At 45.0% G+C, this 12774-nt stretch carries 12 protein-coding genes; 5 read left to right on the top strand and 7 right to left on the bottom strand.

Translation table 11 applies throughout. The features are described from left to right. The gene (gene prsR / locus ST37_RS06205; protein WP_084884689.1) at positions 1 to 1347 is read left to right on the top strand and encodes a PEP-CTERM-box response regulator transcription factor; all 1347 of its coding nucleotides are present in this window, start codon (positions 1 to 3) and stop codon (positions 1345 to 1347) included. Here the strand turns inward: prsR and ST37_RS06200 are convergent, their stop codons facing one another. The 3 genes from ST37_RS06200 to ST37_RS06190 form a co-directional block, all read right to left on the bottom strand. Then, positions 1348 to 1794 (bottom strand): DUF2850 domain-containing protein, encoded by a 447-nt coding sequence (locus ST37_RS06200; RefSeq protein ID WP_084884687.1) that lies wholly within the window; start codon positions 1792 to 1794, stop codon positions 1348 to 1350. A gap of 157 nt (positions 1795 to 1951) precedes the next feature. Next, positions 1952 to 2722 carry an EAL domain-containing protein gene (locus ST37_RS06195; RefSeq protein ID WP_143698140.1) on the bottom strand — a complete coding sequence of 257 codons (771 nt, stop codon included), beginning with the start codon at positions 2720 to 2722 and terminating at the stop codon, positions 1952 to 1954. A 335-nt stretch (positions 2723 to 3057) separates the two neighbouring features. Further along, positions 3058 to 3693 carry a hypothetical protein gene (locus tag ST37_RS06190; protein WP_084885221.1) on the bottom strand — a complete coding sequence of 212 codons (636 nt, stop codon included), beginning with the start codon at positions 3691 to 3693 and terminating at the stop codon, positions 3058 to 3060. 248 nt (positions 3694 to 3941) lie between these two features. On the opposite strand from ST37_RS06190, the gene ST37_RS06185 reads away from it, so the two are divergent. Both ST37_RS06185 and ST37_RS06180 read left to right on the top strand, forming a co-directional pair. Beyond that, positions 3942 to 4484, top strand: coding sequence for a cytochrome b (locus ST37_RS06185; RefSeq protein WP_084884683.1), 543 nt, complete (start codon positions 3942 to 3944; stop codon positions 4482 to 4484). Further along, entirely contained in the window at positions 4481 to 5050 is a 570-nt protein-coding gene (locus ST37_RS06180; protein ID WP_084884681.1) for a YceI family protein, read from the top strand. The genes ST37_RS06185 and ST37_RS06180 overlap by 4 nt, the downstream gene beginning before the upstream one ends. Positions 5051 to 5181: 131 nt before the next feature. Here ST37_RS06180 and ST37_RS06175 read toward each other — a convergent pair whose 3' ends face one another. After that, positions 5182 to 6810, bottom strand: a complete 1629-nt coding sequence (locus ST37_RS06175) for a DUF2813 domain-containing protein (protein ID WP_084884680.1) — start codon at positions 6808 to 6810, stop codon at positions 5182 to 5184. Positions 6811 to 6978: 168 nt separating this feature from the next. On the opposite strand from ST37_RS06175, the gene ST37_RS06170 reads away from it, so the two are divergent. Both ST37_RS06170 and ST37_RS06165 read left to right on the top strand, forming a co-directional pair. Continuing rightward, entirely contained in the window at positions 6979 to 8751 is a 1773-nt protein-coding gene (locus ST37_RS06170) for a bifunctional metallophosphatase/5'-nucleotidase (protein ID WP_084884678.1), read from the top strand. 322 nt (positions 8752 to 9073) lie between these two features. Further along, a complete protein-coding gene (locus tag ST37_RS06165; protein ID WP_084884676.1) occupies positions 9074 to 9265 on the top strand; it encodes a hypothetical protein in 192 nt (63 codons plus the stop codon). Between the two features lie 264 nt (positions 9266 to 9529). Here the strand turns inward: ST37_RS06165 and ST37_RS06160 are convergent, their stop codons facing one another. Genes ST37_RS06160 through ST37_RS06150 form a run of 3 tightly spaced genes read right to left on the bottom strand, consistent with a single transcriptional unit; the run spans position 9530 to position 12773 of the window. Next, positions 9530 to 10657: an ABC transporter permease gene (locus tag ST37_RS06160; protein WP_084884675.1), complete on the bottom strand. Its 1128-nt coding sequence runs from the start codon at positions 10655 to 10657 to the stop codon at positions 9530 to 9532. Continuing rightward, positions 10654 to 11793: an ABC transporter permease gene (locus ST37_RS06155; RefSeq protein WP_084884673.1), complete on the bottom strand. Its 1140-nt coding sequence runs from the start codon at positions 11791 to 11793 to the stop codon at positions 10654 to 10656. The genes ST37_RS06160 and ST37_RS06155 overlap by 4 nt, the downstream gene beginning before the upstream one ends. Further along, the gene (locus tag ST37_RS06150; protein WP_084884671.1) at positions 11793 to 12773 is read right to left on the bottom strand and encodes an efflux RND transporter periplasmic adaptor subunit; all 981 of its coding nucleotides are present in this window, start codon (positions 12771 to 12773) and stop codon (positions 11793 to 11795) included. The genes ST37_RS06155 and ST37_RS06150 overlap by 1 nt, the downstream gene beginning before the upstream one ends. Position 12774 lies beyond the last annotated feature (1 nt).

Here is a 12774-nt window from a genome sequence, read left to right as displayed (position 1 = left end):
ATGTCCAAGGTATTAGTCGTAGAAGATGACTTAGGAATTCAAAAACAGCTCAAATGGGGTTTGTCTGACTACAAGCTAGTATTCGCCTCCACTCGAAATGAAGCCATCGCAGCAGCCCGTCGTTTTGAGCCCGCGGTTATCACGTTAGATTTAGGACTTCCACCCGATCCCGATAACGCCACGGAAGGGCTAAAAACTCTGCAAGAGCTACTCTCGCTTCTACCATACTCGAAAGTCATTGTGATCACCGGGAACGACGACAAAGCCACTGCGCTTCAGTGTATAGAACATGGCGCGCACGATTTTTATGAAAAGCCGATAGATATCGACATATTAAAAGTGATGATTTCAAGAGCGATGAAAGTAGCTCAGCTAGAGGTCGAAAATGAGCGTTTAAAAGAAAATAGCTTGGACGAACACGGCTTTATTGGTGTTAGTCCTAAAGTGGCTGAAATTCGTCGTATGGTCGAAAAGATTGCCAACACTGAGATCCGAACACTTATTTTGGGAGAAAGTGGCACCGGCAAAGAGGTTATCGCGAGGGCAATTCATCAGCGTGGCGAACGCGTTGATAAGCCATTTGTAGCGATAAATTGTGCGTCAATACCAGAAAACCTGCTGGAAAGTGAACTGTTTGGCTTTGAAAAAGGCGCGTTTACCGGAGCGCATAAAACCACAATTGGTAAAATTGAGCAAGCCAATGGTGGTACGTTATTCCTCGATGAAATTGGCGACATGCCGTTTGGCTTACAAGCTAAGTTGCTGAGATTTCTGCAAGAAAGTGTCATTGAGCGAATAGGTGGCCGACGAGAAATTACCGTGGATGTGAAAGTCATATGTGCTACACACCAAGACCTTACTCAAATGATGCAAGAAAAGCGATTCAGAGATGATTTGTATTATCGCGTCAGTGAAATCGTGATCCACTCACCTGCGCTTAGAGAGCGCGAAGAAGACGTGATATTATTAGCAAAGTTCTTTTTAGAGCAGTATATTGGCGACAAAAAAAACAAGATCCAAGGTTTTACAGAAGACGCGTTGCAAAGCTTACTTGCTTATCCGTGGCCAGGAAATATTCGAGAACTACAAAATAAAATTAAGTCCGCACTAATTATGTGCGACGGCAAGCAATTGACTGAAGGCGATCTTATGATGCCACGCGCAGAGCGAGAAGTGTCTATCAATCTTAGGAAGATTCGCGAAGATGCCGAAAAGTCTGCGATAAGTAAGGCCTTAGTTCTGAGCGAAGGTAATGTGACCCATACGGCACAATTGCTCGGTGTTGCAAGACCTACACTTTATTCATTGATGGAGAAGTATGAGCTATCAGCACAACTTGAAAGTTGATTATTCGATGGTACGAAATTGAATTGGACCACGAGTGGAGGGTTCGGGCTCTGTCGTACGGTCTAGGTAAGCTTCTGAGCCATACTTGGCAAAATAAACCCCTCTAGGTGCAGGCGTAATGCGCCGAATCAATGATTTATCCCTATTAACGACTTGATACTGGTGCTGTGTATCGCCTCGATAAAAGGTGATCGTACTGCCGGTGTAAACAAATTTTGTCGACACAACACGGCTGTTTTGTGTTACCCCTATGGCAGAGAGTTCGAATACTTCCGTATTATAGGGCGGGGCTTTCATTTCTACCCATTCACCAAATACAGCATTACCTTGTGATACCTCAGTTTGATACAGCATCGTTAAAGAAGCGACGGCTCCGGCCAGTGATAGCCAAACAGTGAGCCAACCAGTGTAATAGATGAGATTATTGCGATGTCGAGAAGGTGGCAATTTGGTGTCTCTTGAATGACGTTTACAACAGTGAAAGTCTACACCTTAGTGTCTGTGCTTGTGATGTCAATTCAAATTTATTTGCGTGCGGTAAATGCGTGATCCCGTTGTCATTCCGGTTGTTGTTCTGTAAATGGTGGTTCGAATGTCAAACTGTTTATGCACGCAAAACTGCGGTTCTCGAAGGGAGAGTTTGAGGTAGGGCCAAATAAAATCCCTGAAAGTAATTAAACCCTAACTCTTGCATTGCCAGCATGTCCGAAGCTGATTCTATCCCTTCAATAACGGTTTTTGCTTGAATCGATTTTGCTACCTTTAGGCCATCAAGTAGATTGTTTTTGTCACCTTGCATGAACGCCCTAAGTAAGCTTCGGTCAAACTTTATGATTTGAGGCTCAATAGAGTCTACGCGCCGTTTGTTTGAGTGTTGGATACCATAGTCATCAACCGCAATTTTACTGCCGTTTGAGGCGATTTTCTTTGCAGCATGATTAAATTGACTCTCATCGCTTGCTGCAAACTCTACGAATTCAAATACGATGTTCTCGATATTCCCCTCGTTAAACTCACGAGGGGAACGCTCTAATTGCTCTGATAATTTTTGCGTAGCGTCGGGAAGAACATTGAGGAATAGATGATGTGATGAAAAATCTGAATGGCGAAAATTAAGCAGATGAAGCTGGCGGCTGATTTGCTCGACCTGGTGCTTATCATGCGAGGAAATTTTCTGAGAGGAAAAAAACAAGTCAGGTCGAATATGATCGCCCTTTTGACTAATGATCCTCAGTAGGGCTTCGTAGCCAAATACGTTGCCTTGTCGATCGAAAATTGGCTGGAATACAGACGTCAACATAGCACTGCGATACTCAGCGTAAAACTGACCTCGATCGTTTTCTAAGATAATGTCTAATTGCTTACGTTCCAACACGGTTGAATCACTGCTTCCATACAAGATTGATACACCAATATGTTGACACCTGTCATTATATTGTCAATCGTTCGGTTAGGTGCAGCGTAATCAGGCTATCAGTTTGTGTAGTTCGTCACTCTACGAGCGTGAAACTGGTCATTTAGCCAACAATTTAAATGCGAGAAAGACACAAATTCACAACATGTTTTCGGTTGCTTTTTGAGAGGTAAATCACTTTTCGGCGAGAATTAGCTGTAAGATTGCACTAATAGCATTCAGACCCAATGCATAATAAATCATTCAAAAGATGTAGGTAAACGTGCATGAACCAACCTAACTATTGCCGAACCTAGCTATTGCCACTCAAATATTGCGTAAAGCTGAACGTATTTGAATACTTTCGTTTGGGCCTGGTTGCTTAGCAGGGGGTGTCCATGAGTGATAAAGCACGGTGCAATGCCAAACTGGCAATCGAGTGCTTGGACAAAGCTTGTTTCGCTGGGTAATAAATTAATACCCGCCTGAGAATAGAGCTTTGATTCAATAGGTAAGTCGCCATGCCACCAACTGAGCAACTCTCGACTTGAAACACTTTTAGTAAACCAGTGGTCGCACAGCACAACGAGAAAGTCATTGGGCTGGATTGCGAAACTGTATTCCTGGTGCCAATTAGTGATCTCGGCAAATAATCGGCGACGATGATTTTGGTTCGCGCTTAATAGGTGCTGTGACAACAGCCAAATGGTCCCTTCCGCCGTTGAAATTCGAAACTGAGCTGGATGCTCGAAAGCCTCTGATGTTTCTAAGGGATGAACTCTATTTTCAATTTTAAAGTGGGTGAAATTAGTTTCAATGCGACGAATAAAGGTGCGCGCTAAATGGTGCTCACTCATGCCTTTATTATGAACTGTTGGGTAGTGATTCTTACACAGCTCCAAGCAGTCTTTTTGAAATTCGTTAATCGTCTTGATAACTATATCTTTCAGCACGCTAAATTTGACCTGCATAAACAGTTAATTGAGTGGCAAATAATAAAGGAAAGACACGTAGTAAGTCTATTTGTGACTAGGAAATGTGAACTTTGGCTGCCCAAACCAGTGATATGCCTAAAGGTACGGCGTTCTTCACTTGTTCAAAAATATTGAACAGGACTTTCAAGCGTGCAGGGTATCGTCTCGTCAATGAGTGTATAGACTTAACTCAACCACAAAAACTTTAAATAGAAGGATGTCCAGTGATGGACTCATCAACACCAAACTCATACAACCTGTTAGCTCGTATCTTCCATTGGCTATCCGCCGTGACGGTGTTTGGTCTGTTTGGATTGGGTTTATGGATGGTTGACTTAAACTACTACAGCAGTTGGTATCAGACTGCGCCAACATGGCATAAATCCGTTGGCATCTTGTTAGCACTGGTCACGGTGTCTCGCGTGTTGTGGAAAGCGTTGAGTAAAGCGCCAGAGATGGTAGGCAAGCCATGGGAGAAGCGAGTCGCGACGTTGGCTCATTTGGCGATGTACGCTCTGTTGTTTGTTCTGTTCACCTCGGGCTACTTAATCTCTACAGAAGATGGACGAGCCATTTCAGTGTTTGGATGGTTTGACGTCCCTTCCATGGGGAAACTGTTTGATAATCAAGCCGACTTAGCGGGCCAAGTACATTATTGGGTTGCGGTAAGTCTAATCGCTTTAGTTGCCGTACACGCTGCAGCTGCTTTAAAGCATCATTTCATCGATAAAGACAATACATTACGAAAAATGTTAGGAGATAAAAAATGAAAAAAGGAATTTTAGCGTTTGCCACAGCAGCACTATTAAGCACGCCTTTTGTTGGGCACGCGGCTGACTACATGATTGACTCTGCTGGCGCGCATGCGTCAATAAACTTCAAAGTTAGCCATTTAGGGTATAGTTTTATTAAGGGGCGCTTCAATACGTTCGATGGAAGCTTTAGTTATGACAGCGATAATGTAGAAACATCAAAAGTGATGGTGAATGTCGATACCACCAGTCTAGACTCCAACCACGCAGAACGTGATAAGCACATTCGTAGCGGAGACTTTATCGACGCAGGTAAATTTCCTGAAGCTAAGTTTGTTAGCACCTCAGTAAAATCGACCGGTGAAGGTACTATGGCCATTATGGGCGATCTCACTCTTCACGGCGTGACTAAGCCTATAACCATAGATGCATCGTTTATCGGTGAAGGCAACGACCCTTGGGGTAACTATCGTGCTGGTTTCATGGGGACAACCCGTATTGAACTCGCAGACTTTAACATTGCGGTGATGGGCACCTCGAGCTATGCGGACATGGAATTGCACATTGAAGGTGTAAAAAAATAATCGCTGGTCCGTTCGACTGATGAATAGAAAGCCAGGTTGTTCCTGGCTTTTTTTACGCTTTAAATAACTTAGACCAATAATGGCTCATTCATTGACAGTGTGCCTTCCCCACGTTGCGTACCTCAAGGTGATCAGGTATTACCATTAGCCATCGAGATTACACGCTTTAATGTCCATCGCAGCAAAATTGGGATGACATCGGGCCCTTGCTCTTCACAGCGTCTTACGATTGCTAGAGCCAAGTCGGGCTTAGCAAACTTTTTGAGTACCCGCACGATGACTTTTTTAGCGGGAATAGGGTGGTCATAGGGCACCTTTATTAAGTCCCTAAAAAAGTGCTCAAAGCCATTACTGTACATGTAGTGCTCGATGTCTTTGTCGGGAAGCTCTGTGAGGCGATGCCTTGGTTGTTCGCCACCAAGTTGGTGTAATACCGTCGCTGCGTATTTTTTACCGGCGGCATCGCCGTCTGTCACTACATGCCAATCAATGTCGAACGACTTGGCGACTTTTATCAGCGATTTCAGCCCTGATTGAGCAAATTCTATGATCTGCACCCCTTCCGCAGCTAAATCGTAGCCACACAGTTTGGCCAACTCGTTAAACAGCCAGACTTCCGTCTCACCTTCAACAAGTAACCAGCAGCGTGCAAACAGTGCGCTTGAACGATGGAAACGAATATGAAAACCTACTCGACGAAGCTCATCATCGCTAAGACGTTTTTTGAGTAACGTGGTCGCAACGGTTCTGTCTGACTTTCGAACTAAACGATTTATTGACCAAAGAGGAACCGCCGCAAGTAACACAGCACTGTTAGTGGTCAGTAGTTTTTGCATTGGCAGCAACTGTAACAGGCCCCAAGCTCTTGAAAGGTGAGTAGGGTGGAGTCGACTTTCAGGATCTTCAATGATCAGTATCGGCCTAGCGCACCGTCTAAGCTCATTGGGACCTTTAGCCTGCAGAAAGGTATTTAAAACCGCCATCAGTTGCAGGCGTGTTTGTTTATTGTTGTTATTGGCCACTTGCTTAAGACTGCTTGGGCCAATCGGGTTTTCAGAATAGTACATACCATCACGCTTAAGCGGCCCGCTTTTACGATGGGTTTGCGTAAACGCAAAATAGTGATCAATCAGATCTCGCATTGAGTTGAATGAACTTTTTAGCTCACCTTTGCTGACGTGCCCGGGTTGGCTTGCTAATCGTCGGCAGGTGTTTTCAATGCGTTTTTCGATTCTAGATGCATGACCATTGGTACTGAGTTCTCGTTTAAAGCGGCGTGCGTCTCTCAGCCGGATAACCGGATGAAGCCCCATCAGCTCCAAGGCTAACTTTTCACTGTGATGCAACTGCAGTACTGCGCCTTCGACATCGAGAAATTCAAATTGGGAGGTGATTTTATTGGCGTCTCTATCAGCACATACTCGATATAAAATGCATCGCTTGTCATTGTCTGATGGTTGCCAAAGCGGCTTAATTTTTCGGTAGCGTCCAGTGCGATGTTCACCGGGGTAGCTTTCTTCTAGGCGTAATATTATGTCGAGATGCTGAGTTTGCGGCCTAGAGGTGGCACGATCTAAGTGGAAGTCCTCAATCGTAAAAGCGTGCAGAGACTGCTCAATGGGCAATGCGATGGATAGGGCATCGAGGAGCGAGGATTTACCCCAGGTATTCTCACCGATGAAGGTTGTTAATAGTCCGGTTGATAATGATAACCGACCGATGCCACGGAAACCGGAAATGTCTATACGACTTAGTAACATACTTTCTCCATAACCGCTTTTTATTTAGTATAGCGGTTTGCGACTGTGCTGTTTACACAACGCTTCACGAATTCACTCGATTGATCATTTTTACGTTGCCGATTTATTGATGTGGGTTCGCATTACTGATCATAGGAATGTCATACGTTGTGCGTTAGTATCGTATGCATGATAAAAAAGACCATTTCGACATCAGGTGATGTCACACGCATTCGTATTGCGCACCTCAACGACACGCACTCTCACTTCGAGCCTAGCCCACTGCCGCTGCAGATTCATACCGAAACTGGCAATAAAGAGGCGTTTGCCAGTGTAGGCGGATTTGCACGTATTCACACTAGAGTTCAATACTGGCGAGAGCAATCACACCAAGACCAACGAAATTATCTGTTTCTGCACGCCGGAGATTGCTTTCAGGGGTCGTTGTATTTTTCGCTTTATAAAGGCCAAGCCAATGTTGAGTTATTAAATGCATTAGCACCTGACGCTATGGCTTTGGGTAATCATGAGTTAGATATGGGCAATGAAGCCTTTGCACCCTTTTGCCAGCAGATGAAGTTTCCACTGTTAGCGGGAAACTGGGACCTTACCCAAGAATGCAATGACAAGTCATTTTTATTCTCCAAGCAGCCACATGTACACAGCTACTCTCCCAATGAAGATAGGGCGTCTTGGCTGGTAAAGCCAACTCATGCGGCTCCTGTAGCCCTGTTTGGCCTCAGTATAGATAAGATGGCAGACATTTCGGCTCCCGATGACGACACGCCCTTTGAGGATGCTGTGAGAGTTGCTCGCAATACTGTGGCGGCTATTCATAATGCTGGGATCCGGAATATTATCGTTTTGAGTCACCTTGGGTACGATGGCGATAAACGCTTGGCCAACGAAGTGGCAGGTATTGGCTTGATTGTTGGTGGGCACTCTCATGTGCTCCAGGGGGATTTTGAAGATATTGGCCGAGCTTACGTCGATCCCTACGGCGTTAAAGTTAACGGAACACATATTGTCCAATCTGGTTGTCATGCGATGGCGTTGGGGCATTGTGAGTTGGACTTTAATGCTCACGGCGATGTGGTGTATTTTCGTGGCTATAATGAGCTGCTTATAGGTCGTACGCTGTACAAAGATGCCAAACAGACCTTAGCGTTAGATGAAGAGCGCAGTGCGCCATTTGTCAACCTGATCAACTCTAAATCGGAGTTTGTGCAATGCGCGCAGCACACTGCGATTACCCAATTGCTTGACGAAAAGTTTAAACCTGCGGTGGATGCATTGGCCCAGCAATCCCTTGTCACTTTGTCAAAGCCTCTTAGGCATCAGCGGATCCCTCATGAACTTAATGATCCGACAACAGGTTCACAAGTCGCGCCATTGGTTGCCAAAGCGTTTTATATTGCAATGCGGGATCAACAGATTCGTCTAAATGGTTGTCGTCCATCCTTTGCGATCCACAATGCTGGGGGGGTGCGGGCCTCTCTTTACGATGGTGTCGTTACTAAGGCTGATATAGCAGGGAAAATATTGCCGTTTACTGTCTCTGTTGGCTGCTACACATTAAAAGGAAAAGATGTGAGGGCGGTGCTTCAAGGCGCGGTAGATAATGCACTTTCTGAAACAGGGACCGGAAGTGGAAGTTTTCCTTATTGCTACGGTTTGCGATTTAACTTAGTTGATTGTGACAATGACGCTGAGCGACAACGTGTGGTGGATTTGTCGATTCTTATTGATGGGCACTGGGAACTGGCTAAAGACCACGAGGTATACTGTGGCTGTTCGTCAGCGTATACAATGACGGGACGAGAGGGGTACGATGCCATTTTACGTACTCAGTCAGAAAATTATGTCAGCGATATGAGCATGGCGGATTGCTTTATTTACTACTTGCAAAATCTCGAGAGTAAAAAGTCTATTTCAACACAACTTAGTCAAATTTTACGTTAATTTAATTAACGATTAAGGCCAGTTGAGTGTTTGTCTCTCGTTAGTCACTATTAGGGTCAGAATAATTTACCCTCATACTTGTTGTTAAGGGATTGTTAAATCTCATTATTAGTCAAATTGGGCCCGCTAATTTTCGCATTAAAACCTTACTATTCAATATCTTAAGTTAACTCCTGGCTCATGGATTGCATAAATATTCAGTACTTATTTGGTATTAGATAAACTAATCCGAAACGGAAATTTTAGTCACTATGCAACATGCTAATCTCGCACTATATTTAGCCGTAACAGAACACCAAATTCGAAATTAAGAGAGGATACTATGGCACAGACATTTAACTTTGATGCGCTCGTGGTTTCATCAGCTAAAGAGAAAAAAGCTTATTCACTTAGTTTCAAAGGATTGATGATGCACTTGATGGATATCTTGTTTGTTGACAACAGCAGCAAGAACAGTGCCTTTGCTGACGATCTTTCGTCTCACATGCAAAAAGATGTTGGCTTAATGCGTTAAGCCATAATACCAATCGAAGTAATTAACTGGTCAGAAAATTGCGCCGGAAAAATCGCTGAGAACAAGGCGAAGATTGCCGTAGGTAGTTGTTCTACCTACAAAATCTTTAACGCCGTTATCAGCGTTTTTAACGAGCAAGAATGATCAGTTAATTGCTTTGGTTGGTATTACCTAAGGTTATAGGTAAATCACATATAAAAACGGCCAGGAGCAATCCTGGCCGTTTTTTTTTGTAAATATGGGGGCCACAAGCCCCAAACTATATTACGCGGGCGTACAGTCTCGTGGGGCTTTTTTTCGTAGCGTGAGGCCAAACAAAATGACTCCCCATCCTAGTGCTTGCCAAATTAATAGTTCAATCTCTGGATAAATCCCTGACAAGGGGGCGCCTTGCTGGTTGAGTTTCATAAACGCTTGGATACCCGGGGTACTCGGCACAAGGTTACTTAACCAAACCACAGGGGCTGGCAGAGACTCAATAGGCCATATAAAACCTGCGCTAAAGATCAATGGCATCGAAATGATCAATACTGAAGCTGTGACAAGTTCTCGGTGAGGGATCATTTCGCCAATCACCATCCCCAATAAACTGGTACTACTGATAAACAGCGCCGCGATCATCAGCATTTGCCACCACTCTGCCTGTCGGTGTATCCCAAGCTGCTCGAAGCTAAGCCCAAAATAGTACATAAACAAGAATAGATAAATGCCCATGAAGTTGAGGTAGCGGACCAGTAATTTGGGAAAGCTGGTCACTCTACTGCCGCCGGCACCCAATATTCCAATACCAATCAACAGCGTCTGGTGCAATATGAACAAAAATATTGATGGTACGACATAATTGAGGTAGCCCATCTCGCTGTTAAACGTTGGTTTCACATTGAGTGATAGACTACTGTAGTGTGACGTCGCACTGACTCTGGATTCTCCTTCGATGATCAATCGGGCAATTTTCACTTTTGCAGCCATCGTGCCCGCGGCTAAAGAGACGCCCTCCGCTATTGTGCCATATACCAAGAAGTAGGCGCCGTCACCCGCTAAGGATAACGTGGGTGATTTACCCAATAGAAGATCGCGATAGAAGTGCTCAGGTATCACCAGAATGCCCGATACCTGCTTATCTAAAAACTGCTGTTTAGACTCTTCTACAGAACCCGCCCTCGAGGTTATTTTGACTTGCGGAGTTGCGTCTATCCAACGCTCTAGCTCGTAACTGGCGGCAGACTTGTCCATATTGACGACGGTGATCGTTTGCTCAAGTGGCACTTCATTTTGATAAGGCAATGGGTACAAAAATGAATAAAACAGTGTTCCACCGAAGATTGTCAATAGCGCGACGGAATGGTGGCGAAGGCTCTGCCATTCACGGATCCACAGATTGGCCCAACTCATGACACCTCCTCTTGAGCTTTAGAGGGAAGAAAGGCAACAAAAACCAGCAGCAGCGCAGGATAAATAGCCATAGGTGCTACCAGTGACAAACTGTGTAACAGACTTGCGCCATAGGCAGACTGACTGATTTGTGCTTCCATATAATGACTGGCGGGAATGATCCAACGCCAAAATTGAGCCAGTGCTGGCATATCGGTGACCGGGAAAGTCACGCCCATAAACGCAAAACTTGGGGCAGTAAAGGCGGCTGCCATGCTCATTGAACGAACTTCACTCATGGTCAACAAAAATAGCAAAATACCGACGCACATAGCGCTAATCACAAACACCAGTTGCGTTAATGCTAAGGTCCACAAGCTGCCGGAAAATGGCCAGTTCAAACCGTGATAGAACCAAAGACTAAAGCCAATCCCTTGTATCCAATACAATGGAATATAAAGGCTCAATCGGGCCAATAGTTCTCCAATAGTTGAAAACGACAGCCATGGCGCAATGGATTGCTGTCGGCGAAACATTGCTAAGGTAAGGATTGTCCCAACGACAATGACTATTTGCCACACCGAAGGTACGACTGCAGTGAGCAAAAATTGCGAGTAGTTGTTATTGCTGTTAAACAGCGAGCGCAATTGGGTTTGTACCGACACAGTTTGACCCAATGCACTCAGGGTATTTGTATCGCCTTTGGCTAATGTTCGGCCCACTCCCACAGTGGCATCAAATGTCCCTACTGCTTTTCTGACAGCGGTATTAATACTTTTTCCTACCAGCATGGTTTGCGAATTGTAAAAAACACTTACCTGGGGTGAATGATTGAGCCGGATCTGCTTCTCAAAGCCTTTTGGAATATAGAGGTAAGCATAGATGTCTCCTCGTTGCAGCGCTGCTTTTGCCTGGGACACATCAACATACTGACTCTGAACCGATAACGTATCGGTAGCATCGACATTGTTGATCATCTGAATCGACAACGAACTTCGGTCATTGTCGACAATGCCAACAGGCAAGTTGCGCGCTATACCTTGAGAAAGAGCTGCCCACACTAAAAAAATGACGAGTACGGGAACCCAAGTGAGCAGTGATAAAAGCCACTTATCACTGGTTAACCAACGCCATTGTTCTCGTATGAGAGTCGTCATTAGTGAATGTCATCCAGTTTAAAGCCAACGCTCATCCCCATACGTAGCTCAATGGTGGGGTCGGTTGGTCGGGCTTCTACTTCAAAGGTGCGTAAATCAAAACCTTGAGAGCTGTCAGTTGCGCGCCAAGTGGCAAAATCACCCATTACAGCGATGTGGTTGACACGAAACTCCACGTCTTTGTTGAGTGCAGGCACGAAGGCGGTAAATAGACGGTCTTTCTCAAAGTGATGTAGAAGATCTTCACGAACATTAAACACCGCCCAAGAATCTTGCGTATCAACCACAGTAACTACAGGGAAGCCTTGTGGAGCAAGTTCACCGCTGTGCAGTAATACTTGAGATACTTCACCGTCAAACCAGCTCTCAATGCTGGTGTCTTGAGCGTAAGCTTGAACTTCTGCAACCGCTCCAGCCGCAGCTTTCGCCTTCTCGTTGGCTGCACGTTTGGTTTCTGTACGTACACCTTCCAGTGCAAGGGCATACATCTGATAGGCGGCACTTTCACTGTATTTTGCTGCTTGCCATTGGGTGAATGCTTCATCGCGTTTTTGCTCGGCGACTACACCATCTTTAAATAGGCTATCTACACGTTTAAAGGTTTTTTCAGCCAGTTCAGCGGCGGCTTGCGCCTTCTTCCATTGGTCTTTAGACGCCGAGATTTGTTGACTGCGGGCGCCTTTTTCTGCTTCTTCAGCCATTGCCCCAGCGGCTTCTTGGCCAGCAATGGCTTGAACGAGTTTTGCTTCAATTTCGGGGCTGTAAATGGTGAATATCAGGTCACCCTTGCTCACTCGATCTCCTTTGCTGACTTCAATCGACTCAATACGACCTGCAACCTTAGAAGAAATACTGTACTGCTGGGTCATGATTTGGCCTTGCAGTCTCGTAGCAGGTTGGCTGTTCGCATCAATATATTTTAGAGTGATCGCACATATTGCGATAAATAAAGCGAGTGTAATTATTGCGCTGCGTTTCATG

Origin of the sequence: Vibrio sp. qd031, from assembly GCF_002100145.1 — a bacterium.
Taxonomy (GTDB): Bacteria; Pseudomonadota; Gammaproteobacteria; order Enterobacterales; family Vibrionaceae; genus Vibrio.
The sequence above is the reverse complement of the archived record's forward strand: the minus strand, read 5'-3'. Positions and strand labels throughout refer to the sequence as shown.